Origin of the sequence: Arcicella rigui (genome assembly GCF_034929435.1) — a bacterium.
GTDB lineage: Bacteria > Bacteroidota > Bacteroidia > Cytophagales > Spirosomataceae > Arcicella > Arcicella rigui.
The window spans coordinates 1-19,681 of sequence record NZ_JAYFUM010000036.1 but is presented as its reverse complement, the minus strand read 5'-3'; the positions used below and the strand labels follow the sequence as shown (position 1 = coordinate 19,681).

The following is a 19,681-nucleotide window of genomic DNA, read 5'->3' as shown; positions in this document are numbered from 1 at the left end:
GACTTATCCATAAAAATGACAATTATTGTTCCTAAGTTATTTAAAGTTTTTTGTTGGGGCTTTGATTTTTTAAAAAATCAAAGCCCCAACAAAACTTACACAACTAAAGGGAGGGTGCCCTTTTGTACTTAAATCGTCACTTCTGAGTTCAGTCTTTTAATTCACAATTCTTCACCGCAGCGGCGGACCGCTCACCATTCACAACTCAGACTACAATTCTTCCTCTCCTAAAATAGTCTTCACTTGGTTATTATTCAATCTATTTTTATAATTCAAGGCTAAATGATATTCACTTTCAAATACTTTGATAAGCATATCTCTTTGTGCTTTGAGTTTTATATTTTGAGTACTCAGCTTGGTTAATTTGGGTAAAATACCTTGCTTCTTAATTCTGAATTTTTCGATTTCAGCTTTATGGTTTTCAATTTGTTTTTCCCAATCTTCTACTTTTTTTACTTTGTCTTTGTAGAGTTGATTTCTCTTTTGAAAAACACTTAAATCATCTTTGAGAATCGTTAGATTTCCCAATAATAATTTCCCAGAAAACATAAATAAAAAGAAAATAAAGGCAAACAAAGCCCAAGCTTGAAGGGGAGGTTTTGCGGTATAAATTTGAGCAAAAACAAAAAAAGCAGCCGCCAAAGGCATTCCGATTTCTTCTAATAATCGTTTCCAAGTACTGATTTTTTCTTCGTCGTGTAGGAAAGAAATTCTACCAAAAAGATTGAACATCCCAGCCAAAAATACGCCCATTGCAATGAATGTACTTTCTTGAAATTGTCCTTGAAGGGATTCACGGATGAGGAAATAATTGCCAACAGCAATGCCCGTAGCCAATAATAAACCAATGATGGTTCTGAGTAAATGATGTTGTTCGGTAAATTCTTGGTTTTTGAGCGTTTGAATATTCAGCTCAATTTCTTTTACCAAACTTTCTTTTTCATTAATCCAATAATTCAATTCCCCAATTTCTTCTTGTTGTTGAGCAATCGCTTTATCAGTTTCAGCCGTTTCTTGCGAAAAATAATGACGAATAATAGATACTTTTTCTTCTGGATTTGAGCCAGAAAGTCCGAAAATTACGCCTTCATCTCGCAGAATATCTTCATTGATAAGCCAGTCGGGTTGTTGATTTTGAGGAGTAAAAAACGTTGGCAAAAGTGTATTGGCTTCCACCAACGTTTCAGTAGGAAGTACTTCTTCTGTGAGGGGTACTTCTATGGGGAGATTTTCAGCGTCAGATTGTTTGCCACGGAAAACATATTTCATTTTGTCGAAAATAGACATAGGGGTCGTGAATAATTGGTTTCAATAAAAACCGAATTTGGGACTTTTTTTCTTATCCGACAAAGAAATTATGAAGAATGGCAGAAATTCGGGCTATACTTCAGCCAATAGACCAATAATTACAAACAATAAACCAATAAATGCAGAAATGCCACCTACGCCGCCTAAACCAAAGATAGCCAAGATGATACCGATACCCAAAAGAATTAAACCTGCTTTCAAGAAAGTATTCCAGTTGCGGTAATCAACAGGGTGAGCGGCTTTTTTAGCCATTTTTTTCTCTAATTTTTTTACGATTAGCTTCTCTACAAAATTACTTTTATGGGTACTCGCCAGCGTTTTAAAATTGCTTTTTTCTGCCTTGATTTTTTCAATTGCTGCTTTAACTTTCTCAGTTCTGATTTCGCTTTTTACTTCGTTTTCAGTTTCTTCAAGGCTTGCGATTTCAGTAGTGGAAGCGTAAAGCGTTGGAACAGATGCTTTAGGAGCTGCTTCTATCATCGAAGAAGTGCTTGAGGCTTGTGAAACAATGGGTGTTTCAGAATTTACTGAAACATTGGCATCATTCTGAGAGACAAGTACTTTGTGAGAAGTACAAGATACTCCTGCCAAGAAAATTGTGATAAGTCCGAAAGATAGTTTAAGTAAACGCATATTTGTTGGATGAGATTTAGTGAGTACAAATAACGAAGAAAAATAGATTTAATTGCGAGGGGGTAGCGGTAAGCTTTGAGCTGTGATCTGTGAGCTACCAGCTATGAGCAGTGAGCTTTGAACTTTTAGAATTAAAAAGGCTCATAGCTCACTGCTCAAAGCTCATAGCTAAAAGCTAAAAATCTCTACGCCGCTTTTTTCATTTGATGAAAAACAGTTCTTTCAAACTTCTGGCGAGCATACTCTAAAGTTACTTTAAATTCTTTAATGTCTGTCTGTGAAGGAAGTTCAAACATAGCATCTGTAATGATTGATTCACAAATTGAACGCAAACCTCTTGCTCCCAGTTTGTACTCCATCGCTTGACTAACGATATACTCTAAGGCAGGCTTTTCAAATTCTAAATTGATACCTTCCATTTCAAACAATTTATGATACTGTTTAGTAATGGCATTTTTAGGTTCTGTCAGAATTGATAAAAGCGTTTCGTTGTCGAGTGGGTCTAAGTAAGTAACCACTGGCAAACGACCTAATAATTCAGGAATTAATCCGAATGATTTTAAATCTTGAGAAGTAACAAATTTCATTACGTTCTCTTCATCAAACATTTCTAAGAAAGTATCATCTGAACTAAAACCAATCGGACGAGTATTCAAACGTTTTGAAATATGACGTTTGATTCCGTCGAATGCACCGCCACAAATAAAGAGAATATTTTCAGTATTTACGGCAATCATTTTTTGGTCTGGGTGTTTTCTTCCACCTTGTGGCGGACAATTCACTACCGCACCTTCTAATAATTTCAATAAAGCTTGCTGAACGCCTTCGCCCGAAACATCACGAGTAATAGAAGGATTATCAGATTTACGAGCAATTTTGTCTATCTCATCAATAAAAACAATGCCCATTTCAGCTTTTTCTACATCATAATCAGCCGCTTGTAGCAAACGAGTAAGGATACTTTCTACGTCTTCGCCCACATAACCAGCCTCAGTAATTACCGTAGCATCGGCAATACAAAAAGGTACTTCCAACATTTTGGCAATGGTTTTTGCCATATAAGTTTTACCTGTACCTGTTTCGCCAACCATGATGATATTTGATTTTTCAATCTGAATATCATTGTAATTAGTTTTCACATCATGCTGCATCAAACGCTTGTAATGGTTATAAACCGCTACGCAAAGATGTTTTTTGGCTTCATACTGACCAATCACGTACTGGTCTATATACTTTTTCATTTCAATTGGTTTTACCAAATTGAATCTCGGAGCAGAAGCTTTAGTATTTTTACTTTTTCTGTTTTTCTCTGGATTTAACTCTTGCTGAACCACTTGATAAGCCTGTGTTACACATTCGCTACACACGTGTCCATCCATCCCTTCCATCAGTAAAGGTACTTCATTTTGTTTTCGTCCGCACAGGACGCAATGGGCTTGTTGTCTCATATCTTAACGCTCAATCAAATTATGCCTTCTTTTTTTCTGTGGCAAAATTACGGATTTATAAACGAAAAATGCTTACTACTTCTTAGGAAGTAATAAGCATTTTTCGGGATGCTTAATTGTATCAACTCGGTTAAGGAGTAAATATTATGATCTTGTCAAAACTTCGTCAATCAAACCATATTCTTTGGCTTCTTCTGCACGCATCCAGTAGTCACGGTCTGAATCTCTTTCGATTTCTTCAAAAGATTTTCCTGAGTGATGTGCCAAGATTTCATACAATTCTTTACGAATTTTCACGATTTCACGAGCTGTAATTTCAATATCACGAGATTGTCCTTGAGCTCCGCCCGACGGTTGGTGAATCATAATACGTGCGTGTGGTAATGCCGAACGTTTGCCCGCTGTACCACCAGCCAATAATACTGCTCCCATCGAAGCCGCCAACGAAGTACAAATCGTAGAAACGTCTGGACGGATATAGTGCATTGTATCATAAATTCCAAGCCCTGCATACACAGAACCACCCGGAGAGTTGATGTACATCATAATGTCTTTTTTGGCATCCGTTGACTCCATAAATAACATTTGAGCTACAATGATATTCGCCATATAATCATCCACAGGTACTCCCATGAAGATAATTCTATCCATGATTAAGCGTGAAAAAACATCAATTTGAGCAAAACGCATCGGACGTTCTTCGATGATGTACTGAGTCATATCTTCAATGAATGGACGACTTGTACCTCCGATATTATTTGCCTGATTCATGTACTGGTCCACTGCCAAACCGTTCAAACCTCTGTGGTGTACGGCGTATTTTCTGAATTCTTCTGAACTTAATTCTTTTGGAAACATAACGGTATTTTATAAATTTGAAAATATGTCGAATGGGAAATTAAATCAAATTAAGCACTTTCGCAATTCAATTATCAGGAATCTACTTAATTTGTTCTTAAATAACTTCTAAAACCTTCAAATAGTTCGAGTAAATAATCTTGAAACTTATCAAAGTATTTTTGGTGTTAATCAAGAAATCTGTGAGAACAAAGATGCAAAAACTATGAAATAATCCTCGTCGGTTTTACAGAGAATTTATCAGAAAAGATGATAATTATGAAAATTGGAGAAAAAATACGAAAAGCTCGTCTGTTGAAAGGATATTCACAGGAGAATCTTGCTGAACTTTTGCAAATTTCAACTACGGCTTATGGCGATATCGAACGTAACAAAACCGATCTCACCATCAGCCGAGCCAATAAAATTGCAGAAGTACTGTCCATTAATATTTTAGAACTTTTGGGCGAAGAAATCATTACGCCAAAAGTATTGACAAATACCGAAGACCAAATCGAACAGTTGAAGGACGAAATTGAAAAACTTAAAAAAGAGTCGGATTACTGGCGTGGTAAATTTGAAGAAAGAGTACTGCTCGAAGCCTATCGTTTGATTCAAGGTCAGCAACAAAGAGAAAAAATCGGTTTTTAAACTTATCGCAAAAAATACTTATCTCAAGAAAATGGTTTCATTTACGGCAGTACTTCAAAAATTTGATAAAAAGGGCGAAAAAACAGGCTGGACTTATCTGGAAATTCCTGCTGAAATGGCACAAAAAATAAAAGAAAATACTCGTGTAAGTTTCAGAGTAAAAGGTAAAATTGATGAATTCCCAATAAAATTAGTAGCACTGATTCCGATGGGAGAAGGCGATTTTATTTTGCCCATCAATGCCCAAATGCGAAAAGGAATTAGAAAAACAGAAGGTGCAAGCGTACTGCTTAGTTTGGAAGAAGACCAAGACGAATTGGCTATTTCGTCTGAATTATTAATTTGTCTGGAAGATGAACCTGTTGCTTCAAAAGCTTTTCATGCGATGCCCAAAAGCCATCAATTTTATTATAGTAAATGGATTGAATCTGCTAAAACTATCGAAACCAAAAGTAAACGTATTTCGATGACCGTACAAAGTTTAGCTATGGGAATGGACTACGGACAAATGCTGAGATACTTTAGAGATCTTGGGAAGTAGATTTTAATTATGAGTTATGAAAAATTTGGGATTTCGGATTTGTGATTTCGGATGTAAAGTTAATGAAACGTTTTTTAGATATATTTCATTAGAAATAAAGCTATTTTGTCCAAATTCCGAAATCATAAATCACAAATTCTAAGTAGTATTTAAACTTTTGTGTACTCTAATCACTAATCACCAATTTCTAATCACTCTCAACCTGAAGTTTTTCGTATAAATCCAAAATTTGTGGGAGTAATGGCTGTTTTTCATCATTTTCAATCGTAAAATCAGCGATTTTTCTTCTTTCTTCTTCCGAAATTTGTCTTTCAATAATTGCTCTAATTTCAGCTTCCGAACGTTGGTCACGCACTTTGATTCTCTGAATCCGTAAATCCACAGGAGCGTTTACGACAATTACTTTATCAAAAGTATTTCCGTCGCCAGCCGCTTTCATCAAAGCCGCTTCGTACAACACAAAAGACGTTTGTTGATTTCGCTGAATCCAATCGGTAGCATCTTGTCGAACTTTTGGATGTACCAAAGCATTGAGTTTACTTAGCAAAATAGGATTACCAAATACTTGCGAAGCTACCCAAGCCCGATTGTAATCGCCTGATGCTAAATAAGCCTGTTCACCCAAAAGTTCGATAATGGATTTTTTCAAAAGTTGGTCGTGACTAATCAAGTATTTAGCTCTTGCGTCGGCTTCGTAAATAGGTATGCCCAGCACCGAAAAAACTTTACATACCAAGCTTTTCCCCGAACCAATTCCGCCTGTAATACCGATTACCTTGCTCATTTGAGTAATTCTTCTACTTCAAAACTAACGTTTACTTTATCACGATTACTTTTCAATAATTTGTTTTTGGCAAAAGGCAAAGTAATTTCATCGTCGAAATTATCCTTAATTTTTTTGCCCGGCACTTTTAGTAAAATGGTTTCATCCATTTCATTGAGTACCGACTCTGGGCCGTTGATAGTGATTTTTTTAGGATTCAAATTGATAAGACTCGATACCACGTAACGTTCTTTCAAAGGAATGTTGATACTATCTACTTTTAAAGTAAATTCTTTGGTAATTTTTTTGTCAAACTCTAATTCAAAACGGTCGGCTACTACATAATTTACTCGTACATCATGAATGTATTCGGTAATAGAATCCGTAAGCATACCAGTATTCAAAAACTTCGTACTGAGCGGTTTATTGATGGCGTATTGAATAGGAGTTTTATAAAAAGAAAATGATTTGCGGAGCAGATTCCAACCATTGCCCGACACATTCACAGAAATTCTTTCTGGAAGCGGTTGGAGTGGAATATACAGCGAGTCATTATAAGTAAAATGAATAGGAAATGATATTTTTTGGGAATAGCCTTCTTTGTTTAAGGCATTCATAATCCAAAAAGTAATAGCGGCAAAAAGGCTAATGATGATAGCCTTATAATCCGTTTGTGAAGGAACAGGTTTCATTGAATGAAGATTTGGAATTGGTTGCCCCGAACAGAACAACCAATTCTACTATACACTGATAAATGCTTATTCTCCAATCTGAGCAGAAGAGTCTTTAGAAATAGCACTTTTCAAGAAAACTACTCTTACTCCTTTGCTTGAATCAATTTCTAATACAACTGTTTTTTCTCTTACCGAAGTAACTGTACCGTGCAAGCCACCGATTGTTACTACTTTATCACCAGCTTTTAGTGAATCTACATAAGCTTGTTGCTCTTTTTGCTTTTTTTGTTGTGGACGAATCATGAAAAAATACATGATTACGAACATTCCACCAATTAATAAAAGAGAAGATGCACCACCTCCGCCAAACGCTCCTTGTAATAAAATACTGTTAAACATAATTTTTGTTTGATTAAATATTCTTTATGGTATTACTTTTTCTTGAGTACCTCAATTTTAAATGCAAAAGTATTTTCAGCAGGAACAGTATTGGCAATTGCCGTAACAGTTTTGCTAAGTTTACCTTCTTTTCCTTTACTATTGAACTTCACTTGTATAAATCCTTGTTCACCTGGCTGCACTGGTTTATCAGAATACGAAGGCGTAGTACATCCACACGAAGCACTTACACTACTCAATATCAAAGGCATATTGCCCGTATTCTTGAATTTATAAACATGAATGATGGTGTCGCCTTCGGTAATCGTACCTAAATCAACCGACTGCGAGTCAGCCTGCATTACTGGAAACTTATCACCTGTGGGTTGAAGAGCCGCTAATGCTTCCGCTTTTGAAAGATTATCACTTTTTTGTTTATTTTCACAAGCTACAAACAAGCCGAGGCTCAGTGCAAGAATTATTACTTTTCTCATGTTTCAATGATAATAGAAATTAAAGGACTCGAAATTTTATTAAAATTATGCTTTAGCTTTGATTTGGTTCATCATCGTTTCTACGTCTTCCAACAAGCGTTCTGCTTTCTCACGAGCTTCGTTTACTACTTTTTTACCTTCTGATTTTGCCATTGTTTCAGGAATTTCTTTTCCGTCAATCAAATCCGTAATCAAACCTTGCAATTGCTCACGATACTTTTGTAACTGGTAAAATAATTTGTTACGAGTATTTTCTCCTTTGTCTGGTGCGTATAAAATCCCCAATGTAGCTCCAACAGCCGCTCCTGTTATAAATGCCCAAAATGTTTTTGATGATTTACTCATTGTATTGTAAGTTATCGGTTAAAAAATCAATTTTATAAAAGGAAAACAGTAAAGCGAATTCCTTGAATCAGTTTTACATTTTAAATTACAAAAATTTGGGCAAAGATATTACTTATTTGTTGTCGATGAGTCCTCTTCCTGATTTTCTGATAATACCTTCTTTTTGTAATTTTTGTGAAAGTACATCCAACAAACCATTGATGAATTGCCCTGATTTTGGTGTTGAATAATTCTTCGCCAACTCAATGTACTCATTAATAGATACTTTCACTGGAATACTCGGAAAATGTATCATTTCTGCCAAGCCTAATTTTAGGATTAACATATCTGTCATTGCCAGACGGTCGCCTTCCCAATTTTTTGTTTGGTCTGTGATAATTTTTTCGTAAGATTCATCATTTTCCAAAACATTATTGAAAAGGTCAACAAAATAGTGCTTGTCTTCGTCCCAATTCAAGGCAATGGGTTGTAAAGCTAAATCTTCGATGCGTTCAATTTTAAACGTTTTTACGCACAAGCTCTTCAATACATCTTTGTTCTCGTTCCAATTTAGGTCTTTTTCTTCAAAATAATCTGTAATTAAATGATGTTTCAAGACGAAAGTTTTCACAAGATACTGAACCAACGCTAAATCTTCCTCGAAAGTGTGTTTTGGAGTACGAAGGTACGACTGGAAAGTTGTATCAGGCAAGATTGCCTCTAAGAAAAGTTTACGAAGTAAATTCTGGTCGTCTTCTGTCCATTTTGCATTACTTCTGATTGCTCCCGTCGTGAAAGTCGGGAGGTTTTTCAAAGCAATTAATACTTCATTTTTTGCTAATCTTGAAGTACGATGTTCTATTTCAACCAAACGGCGTTGTTCGTCCCAAACAGCAATTTCTGTAATTTCCAATAAAAGTTGGAGCATTTTCAGATAAGCATCATAGACGTTTTCTACTTCTATTACCATATTGCTGGCAATAGTCGTTTTGTCTTTTTTCACTAAACTTTTATAACCTTCAAGAGCTTGTCTGGCAGCATTTTTTGCCTCAGCAGGCACATCATCTTGTACTGGTTTTGAATTAAATAAATCCTCGAAACGCTGTTCAGCCAACTTACGTAAAGCATCAAGCTTTATCATTTGTTGTTCTTTAGGAATCATTAAGTCAAGATTGGGAAGGAAAGATTCTGAAATTTGGTCGAATGCTAACTGATAATCAGCACGTTCCGCTTGGCGGAAGGCATAAAGGCTCTGAAATGCCTTTGTTCGGAGAAGTCGTCTGTTTACCATTGGGTAATGTTGAAAGAACGTTTTTTGTAGTAAATATGCTACGAATGAAAATGAATGACTGCGAAATAAATGAGACTGCAAAATTAGTATTTTTTAAAGGAAAAAGCATTAATTAAGGTCATTTTTTTGAATTAAAAGCATAATTTTACCAAACGTTAATGTTCCATAAAGGATGAAACCTTTATATTCTCTTGGCGGTTATTGAAATATGAAATCACTAAAGCATCTTAATAAGTACTTTCTCAAATACAAATGGTATCTCATTCTGGGTACTTTGTTTACGTTTGTTTCCAATCTCTTTGGTGTTGTGCCTGCTCAAATTGTGCGGTATGCCCTTGATTTAGTGAAAGAAACCATCGACTTATACTTCCTTTACGATGGTTTTGTCTCGCAAAAAATCGTGTATGAGTTTTTTGCTTTTTCTATTCTATTATACGGCTCACTGATTTTGATTTTGGCTTTGTTGAAAGGATTTTTCCTTTTCTTGGTGCGTCAGACGCTCATTGTGATGTCCAGACATATTGAATTTGACTTAAAAAACGAAATCTATCAGCATTACCAAACTTTACCTTTGAGTTTTTACAGAAAAAACAATACTGGCGATTTGATGGCTCGAATTTCAGAAGATGTCAATAAAGTAAGAATGTACGTTGGCCCCAGTTTGATGTACGGACTCAATCTTATTTCAGTATTTATTCTTGTGATTTGGTATATGCTTTCTGTCAATCAAAAACTTACTTGGTTTGTATTATTGCCAGTACCGTTTTTGTCGGGAAGTATCTATTTTGTTAATACGATTATCATGCGTAAATCTGAACAAATTCAAGCCAATTTGTCGAAGATTTCTACCTTTACGCAAGAAGCCTTTTCGGGCATTAGAGTACTAAAAGCTTTTGTTCAAGAAGAACCTTCAACGGTTGCTTTTACTAAACAAGCCAATATTTACCGTGAAAAATCTTTAGATTTAGTAAAAGTTGATTCACTATTTACCCCTTTGGTTTCGATTTTGGCAGGTTTAAGTTCCGTCATTGTGGTTTATGTAGGCGGTATAGAAGTAATGGCTGGGCGAATTACGGCTGGAAGTATCACAGAATTTATTTTGTATGTGTATATGCTTACTTGGCCGATGATTGCTTTGGGCTGGACGACCTCACAAATCCAAAGAGCGGCAGCATCACAAGAAAGAATCAACGAATTTTTAAAAATCAAAACGGATATTGTTTCAAAAGAAAATATTCAACACGAAGTATCTGGAGCGATTGAAATGAAGCACGTAAAATTCGTGTATCCAGATTCGGGTATTGTAGCTTTAAAGGATTTTTCAATGTCTATCAAAGCAGGTGAATCTGTGGCAATTTTAGGTACAACAGGCTCAGGAAAAAGTACTGTTGCCAATCTTTTGTGTAGAATGTACGATACTTCGGAAGGAGAAATCACGATTGATAAATTGCCTATCAAGAATCTCAACGTAAATACTTATCGTTCACAAATTGGTTATGTACCACAAGATGTTTTCTTGTTTTCAGACTCAATCAGAAACAATGTACGTTTCGGCACTAACGAAATGAGCGAAGAAGAAATCATCAAAGCCGCAAAAGACGCTGATTTATACAACAATGTCATAGATTTTCCTGAAGGTTTTGATACAGTTTTAGGCGAAAGAGGTGTAACTTTATCTGGAGGACAAAAACAGCGTTTATCCATCGCTCGTGCGATTGCTCGTGAACCCAAAATTTTGATTTTAGACGATTGCCTTTCGGCAGTTGATACCAAAACTGAAAACCAAATTTTGAATAATTTACAAGCCATCATGCAAAACCGTACTTCTGTCATTATTTCGCACAGAGTATCTTCGGCTAAATTGGCGGATAAAATTATCATGCTCGACGACGGGCATATCATCGAACAAGGAACGCACGAAGAATTGATGAACGCCAATAATGTCTATAAAGAATTATATGAGAAGCAATTACAAGTTGAAGAAACATAAAAACAGTTGACGTTACAAAATCTTTTTGCCGATGAATAATACGATTGAAGAGCAAACATGGTCAAGAAAGAATCTTTATAAAGTACTTGAAGTAACTCGTGGGAAAAAAAGTAGAGCTTCTATCATTTTCAACACGGTATTATTAACGACTATTTCTTTAAATACTTTTGCCATTATCTTACACTCGGTAAAGAGTCTGAGGCACGATTTTGACACTTTTTTCAGCGATTTTGAATACTTCTCTGTTGTTTTTTTCACAATAGAATACTTTGCTCGTCTGTGGGTTTGTGTGGAAAATGAAAAATACAAACATCCTGTTTGGGGGCGTTTGCGTTATATTTTTTCGTGGGGAGCTTTGATAGATTTATTGGCAATTATGCCTTTTTACCTTTCTAACTTTACTTCGGATACTGGTTTAATTAGGATTTTACGCTTGTTCCGAATCTTCCGTTTGTTCAAGTTTTCACGTTATGTGCATGCTTTAAAAGTAATCGAAAACGTATTTAAAGAAAAAAGAGAAGAACTGATTCTGAGTGTAGTTTTCTTTTTATTCATGTTGTTGATTTCGTCTTCTACCATGTATTATATCGAAAACGCTGCCCAGCCTAAAGTGTTTTCAAGCATTCCAGCTACGCTTTGGTGGGGCGTTACTACCATTACTTCGGTGGGATATGGCGATACTTATCCTGTTACTACTTTGGGAAAAATATTAGGTGGCTTTGTAGCCGTAGCAGGTGTAGCCATGTTTGCTTTGCCTACGGGTATTTTTGTATCAGGTTTCAATGAACACCTCAAATCAACCAAACCACAGGAAAAAAAGTACAAGTACTGCCCACACTGTGGCGAAGCTCTTGAATAATTTATTTCAATAATTTTCGATAAGCTTCCGAATTAGTTGGGTCGAGTGAAGTGAGTATCGGAACAACTTTTTTGCGTTCGTCTAAGCTTGCATCTCCATAAATATTCAATAACTCTGTTGATTTTGCTTCAAAGAAAAGACGAAACCATACTTGTCCGGGGCGGTTTTGATTTACTTGTTTAATCGTGTTCAAATAGTCAGAAATCAATTTTCTACTGGCTGTCGGGTCGGTAGCATAAGTATCCAAAGCCAAGCGGTGATAAGTATAAAATCCTTCTCGTAAACTTAGTAATTGCTGATTCAAAAGGTTTTCTGCCAACCAATAACGATTCCGAATATCATTAGAAGCCACCCAACCTCCACCAGCCGTTTGGGCAATATTTACCACATTCAAGGCTTTTTGGGCATAATTCAAACCGCCCATTTTTTCAAAAGAATCATAATCATAAGCCAAAGCTACGTATGAATAAAAAGCTAATATTTGGGTTAGGTTATCGTTGTAGTTGTTGTCGTTGTAAGTAAGTGGCGTACCTGAAATGTACTTGAACACAAAATTTCTATCAACATAATTGAGTAAAACTGTTTCATACGCCGTTCCGTAAACAGGACGAGTTACCTGAAAACGAGCATTGGCTTCAAACTCACCCGCAGCAGTTGCTTTTGTGAGTATAATCGACAAAGAACAATTGATTTTTTCTTCTGGCGAAAAATTATCGTTCGTCCAACGGCGATTATTCATAAATTCTTGCATTACATTTTGCAATTCATTATAAATCTGGGTTGTTCCTCTTTGCTCATTTACTTGGATTTGGTCTGTGGAAATACTAACTCTACAATTGATTTCCTGAGCTTTCACAATTATAGAAAACCCAGCAATACAACACAATACAAGCAAAGTATTTCGAACAATATTTTTGGGTGAAATATTATTTTTCATAAATCTCTATTTATTAAGCAACCATTCATTCTTTTCAAATAAATGAAAGTCAATCAATTGCACAACTAATTACCAATCACTATTTACTAATCACTTTAATAATGGCTTCTACAATGTCTTCGGCTACATCTTGTTTTGACTTCAAATCAAAGTCAACCATCGAACCGTCTTTCTGAATAATACTTACTTGGTTGGTATCATGCCCAAAACCTGCACCTTTATTTTGCAATGAATTCAAGACTATTAAATCTAAATTTTTGGACTGAATTTTCCCCAAAGCATTGGCTACTTCGTTGTCGGTTTCCAAAGCAAATCCCACCATCAATTGGTTCGGCTGTTTTTGTTGACCAAGTGTTTTAGCAATATCGGTAGTTTTCACGAGGTCTATACTAAACGAGTCCTCTTTCTTTTTTATTTTCTTGTCAGCCACCACAGCAGGAGTATAATCCGCCACGGCTGCCGCCAAAATGATAATATCGGCTGTGGCAAAGTTACTTTGCGTAGCTTCGTACATTTCCTGTGCCGACCTTACCGAAATTAAATGAATACTTGAGTCTGGTTTTTTCAGTGCCACCATTCCACTGACCAAAGTTACTTCTGCACCTGCTTTCGCCAATTTATCGGCAAGAGCGTAGCCCATTTTTCCGGTAGAATGATTGCTAATAAAACGCACAGGGTCGATTGCCTCTTGGGTCGGGCCGGCTGTTATCAATACTTTTTTGTGTTCGAGTGCAGGTTTTTTACTGAAATGTTTTTTTAATACTTCAAGTAATTCTTCTGGTTCGGCCATACGTCCCTCTCCTACCAAACCACTTGCCAATTCGCCATAACCAGACTTAATAATTTGATTACCAAAAGAAAGTAATTTTTGAAGATTTGCCAGCGTACTCGGATGCTGATACATATCTAAATCCATTGCTGGAGCAAAATAAACTGGACATTTTGCTGAAAGATAGACCGCAGAAAGTAAATCATTACAAATACCATTGGCACATTTTGCTAAAGTATGAGCCGTAGCTGGAGCAATTAAAATGACATCAGCCCAAAGCCCCAAGTCCACATGATTGTTCCAAGTACCCGTTTCATCTTTCACAAAAGTAGATAAAACAGGATTCTTTGAAAGTGTTGCTAAAGTAAGGGGTGTAATAAATTCTTTGGCTGCTTCGGTCATTACAATTTTTACTTCTGCTCCTTCCTTTACCAACAATCGAGTGAGACTTGCCATTTTGTAGGCGGCAATACTTCCTGAAATTCCGAGTAAAATTTTCTTACTTCTAAGCATTCTTTTGGCTAAATGAGATGATTTTTGAATGATTCAGTTTTTACGTACAAACTTAATCAAAATCAAAAAGGTCAAATGTATAACATCTGACCTTTTTGAATAATTTGTATGCTTGTATTAAATAGGATTGATACCATTTTTACTTATCAATCGCTACTTTGATTAGTCTTCTAAACCTCCATTTTGTTTTGGTAAAACAAAAGTGAATTTATCTTCCATAAATTCGTCGATTGCTAAAGAAGTAGGTTTTGGCAAACGCTCATAGAATTTAGAGATTTCGATTTGCTCACGGTTTTCAAAAATCTCTTCTAAATTATCTACCGACGAAGCAAATTCAGACAATTTGTTATTCAACTCTTCTTTAGATTTCAATGCAATTTGTCTTGCACGTTTCGAGATGATAGCTACGGCTTCATACGTATTTCCACCTGCTTTTATGGCAAGTTTATCTACGTCTCTGGTAATGATTGATGGATTCGTTGCCATATCTTTTGTTGTTCTGCTGTTTCTTGTTACTTTGCTCATTGCTCAATGACTGTTTATTGTTGTTTATCGGCAGCACCCACTTTAGAAGTGTTTGATTTTTCTTTTTCTTTGGCTGCTTTGTATTCAGCTTCAATTTTAGCGATTCTCTCACTTTCTTTCAAACTTACATCGTAAAGTTTTTCTGCTTTCTTTAGAAAATCACTTTTAGGGTACTTATCTACTAAATCTTGGTAAAATTTAATGGCATCGTCATAACGCTCTTTTTGTTTGCTTTCGATTGTACTCTGTGCCAATTCAAATTGTGCTTGTACTTTCAAAAATGCCAATTCTTCGTTATAATCAGAATCTGGATAATCACGTTGGAAATTCACAATTTCGATTACCGCAGACTTTAAAGTACCAATATTAAAAGGACTTGTTTTATAGTAAAGCTTTACTTTTTCAAAAGCTTTTGTTTCTAATTTCTTTCTTAACTCCTTAATAAGGTCGGTTGTTTCGTCTCTGTACTTGCTATCAGGGTAGTTGTTGATAAAACTCTGTAACTCGTTGATAGCCGTAATTGTACCGCTTTGGTCGAGATTGAACTGTGGTGAATTTTTGTACAAAGAATATGCCGACATATAAACGGCTTCTTCATAAAATTCACTTCGAGCAAAGGTTTCAGCAAAACGCTTGAAACGGAAATTTGCCATTTCATAATTGCCTGTATGATAGTCGCAATAGGCTTGATAAAAGGTAGCGATTTCCTGTTGGTCTGTACCCGTCAGAATTGGCAATAGTTCTTCAATTAAGATACTTGCTTTATCGTACTGTCCTTTTTTGAAGTAACGAATTGCGGCATTGTACTTCTTTTTCTCGTCAGTTGATTTTCTGAGTTTCTCGAAATTGCTACAAGCACTAATACTTAAAGCAAATAATATAAAAAGTAAAAATTTGTGAGTTCTCTGCATAAGACCGCAAAGTTAAGTAAATTTTGGGAGTTAGAAAATCAATAATTGTATTTGTTAATCAAAGGATTAAGCAAAATCAAATTTCGACATTAAAAAAACGAAATTCATGCACATTCTTCAAGATTTAACGATTTTTAACATTCTTTATTTCTATTGTTTCTAAACTTGTTTAGCAAACTATCGCCATTCCCGTACAACTGAGTATAAAGCATTATACAAATTCTTCTATTTTTGAAGAATAAGATTCAACCAAAATGTCTTTAAAACTGATGAATGTAAGTTTTAAAGTAATTTTGGATTTAGGGTTTCTGATTTCGGGAATTGGATAAAATACTTTCTCCAAAACGTTTTATATATCCGACATCTGAAATCCGCAAACAATAGTTTTATCATTATTCGTACAGCCCAGACTTAATTTACAACTCTTTTTATAACCTTATTAACTCATGTTCAATCAATTTTCATTCAAAGCTCGTTTGGGAATTCCTATGCTTTTTTTGGGCGGAACGGTACTTTTTTCCGCTTATCAGCATACGCCAACGAGTAGGTTTATCAATCATTACGTCGATTCTGTCTTGACAGAAGCACAAAAACGCTTGCCCGAAAATTCTTTAGCTGGTGTAAAAATGGCGGAAGGTTTATCTGTAAAAACTTTCGCTACCGAACCTATGCTCATGAATCCGACCGATATTGATGTGGATGCTCGTGGCAGAGTTTGGGTTTTAGAAGCCTACAATTATCGTCCAGCAATTACGCTGAATCCAACTCATAAAGAAGGCGACCGAATTATGATTTTGGAAGATAAAGACGGCGACGGCAAAGCAGATGAAAGTAAAGTATTTTATCAAGATGCTTCACTGAATGCTCCGTTGGGCATTGCTGTGTTAGGCAATGTGGTGCTGGTTTCGCAAAGTCCTTATGTGTGGAAATTGACAGACACCGACGGCGACGATAAAGCGGATAAAAAAGAAGTACTTTTCCAAGGCATTGGTGGCGAACAACACGACCACGGAATGCACACTTTTGTTTTTGGTCCAGATGGAAAATTGTATTTTAATTTCGGAAACGAAGGTCGCCAATTGAAAGATGCGGCTGGCAATATAGTAAAAGACCAATTTGGTAAAGAAATTTCACCCAAAAATTACCAAGAAGGCATGGTTTTCCGCTGTAATTTAGACGGTTCGGAAGTAGAATGTTTGGGACAAAATTTTAGAAATAATTATGAAGTAGCGGTAGATTCTTACGGAACGATGTGGCAGTCGGACAATGACGACGATGGCAACAAAGGCGTAAGGATTAATTATGTAATGGAATATGGCGACTATGGCTACAAAGATGCCGTAACACGTGCTTCTTGGCCAAGTAATCGTACTAATATTGAGGAAGAAACTCCAAGAAAACACTGGCATTTGAATGACCCCGGTACTGTTCCGAATTTACTTCAAACAGGTTCGGGTTCGCCAACGGGTATGATTATTTATGAAGGAAACCTTTTGCCAAAAGCTTTTCAAGGACAAATGATTCACTGCGAACCGGGACATAATGTAGTGCGTTCGTATCCTGTACAAAAATCTGGTGCTGGCTACTCTGCTGAAATCGTTAATATTATGAAGCAGGAAAAAGACCAATGGTTTCGTCCTGCGGATGTTTGTGTAGCTCCCGATGGTTCGTTAATCGTAGCCGACTGGTACGACCCTGGAGTAGGCGGACATCAGGCTGGCGACCAAAATCGTGGACGTATTTATAGAATTGCTCCTGAAAATACGCCTTACAAAACGCCAAGCCTTAATTTATCAACACCCTTAGGAGCTACTTTGGCTTTACAAAGCCCAAATATTGCTACTCGTTACTTGGCATGGAAAGCTTTAGAGAAATTCGGAAAAAGTGCTGAAACTGATTTAGTAAAACTTTGGAATTCGGATAATCAACGCATGAAAGCACGTGCTTTTTGGGCATTGTGTAAAATTGTTGATGGTAAAAAGTATGTAGAATTGGCACTTAACGATGCCAACGCTGATATTAAAATCGCAGGTTTAAGAGCAGCCCGTCAGTTGAAACTCAATGTTTTGGGCTACGTAAATGAATTGAAAAATAGTTCAGACCCACAAATTCGCCGTGAATGTGCCATTGCTTTACATGGAAATACTGCTGCGGAAGCGGCAAATATTTGGGCAGATTTGGCAATGCAACACGATGGCAAAGACCGCTGGTACTTAGAGGCATTGGGCATTGGAGCTTCTGATAACTGGGATGCGTGCTTTTCGGCTTATCTTAAAAAAGTAAACGACCCTACACAAACTTTGGCAAGCCGTGATATTGTTTGGCGAGCAAGAACTGATGAATCTGTGAAGTTTTTGGCAAGTTTGGCTACCGACAGTCACACGAGTTTGAAAGAACGTTTACGTTATTTTCGTGCTTTTGATTTTCTCAAGGGAAAAGTAAAATCAGAAGCGTTAATGTCGCTTTTGAAAGGCAATTCGGCTGAACAAAATGAAATCAATAAATTGGCTTTAAATCACTTGGATGTAGATTTTGTAAAAACTTCGCCAGTGGCAAAAGCGGCTTTACAAAAACTATTGGCTTCGTTGAATGGCAAAGAGTATTTGGAATTACAAGGAAAATATCTGTTGCCAGAAGAAAACCCACGACTCCTTTCGATGATTAAAAATGGCGAAATGGTGCGTCAGTCGGCTGAGGCTTTGATTAAATCGAACGAAGGTTTGGCATTAGTAAAACAGATTACAAGTAATCCGAAAGAAGATGCTGTTACCGTTAAACTTTTAGAAGGAATCAAATCTAACGGCGGACAGAATTCTTTAGATATTTTAAAAGGCATTATGCTGGATAAAACTCGTTCGGAACAAGTACGCCGTGAAGCCACTCGTGATTTAGGCGACAGCGATGGCGGACAAAATTTGATTTTAGCTTTATTGAAAGAAGGAAAAATTCAGAAAGAGTATATTCCTGTGGCGGTAGAAGGCGTAAGCAGAGCTTGGCGAAGAAACGTAAGAATTGAGGCAGCCAAGTATTTGGGTAATAGCAACAATAAAACCAGTAAACTTCCGCCAGTTTCAGAACTCATTGCCATGACAGGAGATGCTAAAAAAGGTGTTGCTGTATTTGCCGCCAATTGTTCGGTTTGTCACCAAGTAAATGGAGAAGGTATGGATTTTGGGCCAAAACTATCTGAAATCGGTTCAAAACTGGGAAAAGATGGTCAGTACTTAGCCATTATGTACCCCGACGCAGGCATTGGCTTTGGTTATGAAGGTTGGGAAATAAAAATGAAAGATGGTTCGGTATTAAACGGAATCATTGCTTCAAAAACAGAAACCGACATCAGTTTAAAAATGCCGGGGGGCATTGTGCAAAACCTAAAAACAAGTGCGGTAAAATCAATGAAAATGATGAATAATTCGATGATGCCAACGGGATTAATGGATGGAATGACTAAAGAAGAAGCCGTTGATTTGGTAGAGTACTTATCGAGTTTGAAGAGAAAGTAAAATTCAAGTAACTTATCATCAAATGCAAACATGAGTCATCCCGAATTTTGGGCAAAGCTTATCCATAGGATATTGTAAATGGCTATTCTTAATCTGTAAATCGGTATCGAAGCACTTCGGTACCGATTTCCTGTTCTATGACACCATTGTTTTAATACTAATTGTATCCAATTTCCCCAATTGTTCATTAGGTTCATCAAAAAGTCATAGATAAGTGCTACGATTCCAAGCAGCTTACATGTATTCTCAAAAAACCATAGTCTTGGAGACTCAATGGCTAATTCTGTTTTACAAAATCTAAAGGTCTGTTCTATAGACCATCTGTGCAT

The 19,681-nt window shown here is 36.4% G+C and carries 19 protein-coding genes and 1 pseudogene; 5 read left to right on the top strand and 15 right to left on the bottom strand.

What is annotated here, in order from left to right; all coding sequences use genetic code 11:
* Positions 1-210: 210 nt before the first annotated feature.
* The 4 genes from VB248_RS22345 to VB248_RS22330 form a co-directional block, all read right to left on the bottom strand.
* The gene (locus VB248_RS22345) at positions 211-1,269 is read right to left on the bottom strand and encodes a hypothetical protein (protein ID WP_323299066.1); all 1,059 of its coding nucleotides are present in this window, start codon (positions 1,267-1,269) and stop codon (positions 211-213) included.
* 111 nt (positions 1,270-1,380) lie between these two features.
* Positions 1,381-1,941: a hypothetical protein gene (locus VB248_RS22340; RefSeq protein ID WP_323299065.1), complete on the bottom strand. Its 561-nt coding sequence runs from the start codon at positions 1,939-1,941 to the stop codon at positions 1,381-1,383.
* 185 nt (positions 1,942-2,126) lie between these two features.
* Entirely contained in the window at positions 2,127-3,389 is a 1,263-nt protein-coding gene (gene clpX / locus VB248_RS22335) for an ATP-dependent Clp protease ATP-binding subunit ClpX (RefSeq protein ID WP_323299064.1), read from the bottom strand.
* A 144-nt stretch (positions 3,390-3,533) separates the two neighbouring features.
* The gene (locus tag VB248_RS22330) at positions 3,534-4,247 is read right to left on the bottom strand and encodes an ATP-dependent Clp protease proteolytic subunit (RefSeq protein WP_323299063.1); all 714 of its coding nucleotides are present in this window, start codon (positions 4,245-4,247) and stop codon (positions 3,534-3,536) included.
* Positions 4,248-4,505: 258 nt separating this feature from the next.
* On the opposite strand from VB248_RS22330, the gene VB248_RS22325 reads away from it, so the two are divergent.
* Positions 4,506-4,877, top strand: a complete 372-nt coding sequence (locus tag VB248_RS22325) for a helix-turn-helix domain-containing protein (RefSeq protein WP_323299062.1) — start codon at positions 4,506-4,508, stop codon at positions 4,875-4,877.
* Positions 4,878-4,908: 31 nt separating this feature from the next.
* Positions 4,909-5,418 carry a YdeI/OmpD-associated family protein gene (locus tag VB248_RS22320; protein WP_323299061.1) on the top strand — a complete coding sequence of 170 codons (510 nt, stop codon included), beginning with the start codon at positions 4,909-4,911 and terminating at the stop codon, positions 5,416-5,418.
* A 187-nt stretch (positions 5,419-5,605) separates the two neighbouring features.
* Here VB248_RS22320 and coaE read toward each other — a convergent pair whose 3' ends face one another.
* The 6 genes from coaE to nusB form a co-directional block, all read right to left on the bottom strand.
* Positions 5,606-6,202 (bottom strand): dephospho-CoA kinase, encoded by a 597-nt coding sequence (coaE, locus tag VB248_RS22315; RefSeq protein ID WP_323299060.1) that lies wholly within the window; start codon positions 6,200-6,202, stop codon positions 5,606-5,608.
* Positions 6,199-6,873 (bottom strand): YbbR-like domain-containing protein, encoded by a 675-nt coding sequence (locus tag VB248_RS22310; protein ID WP_323299059.1) that lies wholly within the window; start codon positions 6,871-6,873, stop codon positions 6,199-6,201. Before VB248_RS22310 ends, coaE begins: the two co-directional genes overlap by 4 nt.
* A gap of 66 nt (positions 6,874-6,939) precedes the next feature.
* Positions 6,940-7,254: a preprotein translocase subunit YajC gene (yajC, locus tag VB248_RS22305; RefSeq protein ID WP_323299058.1), complete on the bottom strand. Its 315-nt coding sequence runs from the start codon at positions 7,252-7,254 to the stop codon at positions 6,940-6,942.
* Between the two features lie 32 nt (positions 7,255-7,286).
* Complete coding sequence (locus VB248_RS22300) at positions 7,287-7,727, bottom strand: DUF1573 domain-containing protein (RefSeq protein ID WP_323299057.1); 441 nt, start codon at positions 7,725-7,727, stop codon at positions 7,287-7,289.
* A gap of 45 nt (positions 7,728-7,772) precedes the next feature.
* Positions 7,773-8,072 (bottom strand): YtxH domain-containing protein, encoded by a 300-nt coding sequence (locus tag VB248_RS22295; protein ID WP_323299056.1) that lies wholly within the window; start codon positions 8,070-8,072, stop codon positions 7,773-7,775.
* Positions 8,073-8,184: 112 nt separating this feature from the next.
* Positions 8,185-9,342: a transcription antitermination factor NusB gene (nusB, locus tag VB248_RS22290; protein ID WP_323299055.1), complete on the bottom strand. Its 1,158-nt coding sequence runs from the start codon at positions 9,340-9,342 to the stop codon at positions 8,185-8,187.
* Between the two features lie 208 nt (positions 9,343-9,550).
* Between nusB and VB248_RS22285 the strand changes: the two genes are divergently transcribed.
* Both VB248_RS22285 and VB248_RS22280 read left to right on the top strand, forming a co-directional pair.
* Entirely contained in the window at positions 9,551-11,332 is a 1,782-nt protein-coding gene (locus tag VB248_RS22285; protein WP_323299054.1) for an ABC transporter ATP-binding protein, read from the top strand.
* A gap of 31 nt (positions 11,333-11,363) precedes the next feature.
* Positions 11,364-12,191 carry an ion transporter gene (locus VB248_RS22280; RefSeq protein ID WP_323299053.1) on the top strand — a complete coding sequence of 276 codons (828 nt, stop codon included), beginning with the start codon at positions 11,364-11,366 and terminating at the stop codon, positions 12,189-12,191.
* A 1-nt stretch (position 12,192) separates the two neighbouring features.
* Here VB248_RS22280 and porD read toward each other — a convergent pair whose 3' ends face one another.
* From porD to VB248_RS22260, 4 genes are all read right to left on the bottom strand, one after another.
* Positions 12,193-13,128: a type IX secretion system protein PorD gene (gene porD, locus VB248_RS22275; protein ID WP_323299052.1), complete on the bottom strand. Its 936-nt coding sequence runs from the start codon at positions 13,126-13,128 to the stop codon at positions 12,193-12,195.
* A 79-nt stretch (positions 13,129-13,207) separates the two neighbouring features.
* Positions 13,208-14,410, bottom strand: coding sequence for a bifunctional phosphopantothenoylcysteine decarboxylase/phosphopantothenate--cysteine ligase CoaBC (gene coaBC / locus VB248_RS22270; RefSeq protein WP_323299051.1), 1,203 nt, complete (start codon positions 14,408-14,410; stop codon positions 13,208-13,210).
* A 162-nt stretch (positions 14,411-14,572) separates the two neighbouring features.
* Entirely contained in the window at positions 14,573-14,896 is a 324-nt protein-coding gene (locus VB248_RS22265) for a DNA-directed RNA polymerase subunit omega (RefSeq protein WP_323299067.1), read from the bottom strand.
* A 53-nt stretch (positions 14,897-14,949) separates the two neighbouring features.
* Positions 14,950-15,846: an outer membrane protein assembly factor BamD gene (locus VB248_RS22260; RefSeq protein ID WP_323299050.1), complete on the bottom strand. Its 897-nt coding sequence runs from the start codon at positions 15,844-15,846 to the stop codon at positions 14,950-14,952.
* Positions 15,847-16,292: 446 nt separating this feature from the next.
* Here VB248_RS22260 and VB248_RS22255 point away from each other — a divergent pair, with 446 nt between their 5' ends.
* Positions 16,293-19,352 (top strand): PVC-type heme-binding CxxCH protein, encoded by a 3,060-nt coding sequence (locus VB248_RS22255; RefSeq protein WP_323299049.1) that lies wholly within the window; start codon positions 16,293-16,295, stop codon positions 19,350-19,352.
* Between the two features lie 35 nt (positions 19,353-19,387).
* On the opposite strand, the pseudogene VB248_RS22250 reads toward VB248_RS22255, so the two are convergent.
* Positions 19,388-19,681, bottom strand: a pseudogene (locus tag VB248_RS22250) (transposase); the annotation flags it as partial.

What these genes read in the sequence shown, in the direction of transcription:
- VB248_RS22345 (WP_323299066.1), bottom strand. Translation starts at nt 1,269, where the DNA reads ATGAAATATGTTTTCCGTGGCAAACAATCTGACGCTGAAAATCTCCCC.
- VB248_RS22340 (WP_323299065.1), bottom strand. Translation starts at nt 1,941, where the DNA reads ATGCGTTTACTTAAACTATCTTTCGGACTTATCACAATTTTCTTGGCA.
- clpX (WP_323299064.1), bottom strand. Translation starts at nt 3,389, where the DNA reads ATGAGACAACAAGCCCATTGCGTCCTGTGCGGACGAAAACAAAATGAA.
- VB248_RS22330 (WP_323299063.1), bottom strand. Translation starts at nt 4,247, where the DNA reads ATGTTTCCAAAAGAATTAAGTTCAGAAGAATTCAGAAAATACGCCGTA.
- VB248_RS22325 (WP_323299062.1), top strand. Translation starts at nt 4,506, where the DNA reads ATGAAAATTGGAGAAAAAATACGAAAAGCTCGTCTGTTGAAAGGATAT.
- VB248_RS22320 (WP_323299061.1), top strand. Translation starts at nt 4,909, where the DNA reads ATGGTTTCATTTACGGCAGTACTTCAAAAATTTGATAAAAAGGGCGAA.
- coaE (WP_323299060.1), bottom strand. Translation starts at nt 6,202, where the DNA reads ATGAGCAAGGTAATCGGTATTACAGGCGGAATTGGTTCGGGGAAAAGC.
- VB248_RS22310 (WP_323299059.1), bottom strand. Translation starts at nt 6,873, where the DNA reads ATGAAACCTGTTCCTTCACAAACGGATTATAAGGCTATCATCATTAGC.
- yajC (WP_323299058.1), bottom strand. Translation starts at nt 7,254, where the DNA reads ATGTTTAACAGTATTTTATTACAAGGAGCGTTTGGCGGAGGTGGTGCA.
- VB248_RS22300 (WP_323299057.1), bottom strand. Translation starts at nt 7,727, where the DNA reads ATGAGAAAAGTAATAATTCTTGCACTGAGCCTCGGCTTGTTTGTAGCT.
- VB248_RS22295 (WP_323299056.1), bottom strand. Translation starts at nt 8,072, where the DNA reads ATGAGTAAATCATCAAAAACATTTTGGGCATTTATAACAGGAGCGGCT.
- nusB (WP_323299055.1), bottom strand. Translation starts at nt 9,342, where the DNA reads ATGGTAAACAGACGACTTCTCCGAACAAAGGCATTTCAGAGCCTTTAT.
- VB248_RS22285 (WP_323299054.1), top strand. Translation starts at nt 9,551, where the DNA reads ATGAAATCACTAAAGCATCTTAATAAGTACTTTCTCAAATACAAATGG.
- VB248_RS22280 (WP_323299053.1), top strand. Translation starts at nt 11,364, where the DNA reads ATGAATAATACGATTGAAGAGCAAACATGGTCAAGAAAGAATCTTTAT.
- porD (WP_323299052.1), bottom strand. Translation starts at nt 13,128, where the DNA reads ATGAAAAATAATATTTCACCCAAAAATATTGTTCGAAATACTTTGCTT.
- coaBC (WP_323299051.1), bottom strand. Translation starts at nt 14,410, where the DNA reads ATGCTTAGAAGTAAGAAAATTTTACTCGGAATTTCAGGAAGTATTGCC.
- VB248_RS22265 (WP_323299067.1), bottom strand. Translation starts at nt 14,896, where the DNA reads ATGGCAACGAATCCATCAATCATTACCAGAGACGTAGATAAACTTGCC.
- VB248_RS22260 (WP_323299050.1), bottom strand. Translation starts at nt 15,846, where the DNA reads ATGCAGAGAACTCACAAATTTTTACTTTTTATATTATTTGCTTTAAGT.
- VB248_RS22255 (WP_323299049.1), top strand. Translation starts at nt 16,293, where the DNA reads ATGTTCAATCAATTTTCATTCAAAGCTCGTTTGGGAATTCCTATGCTT.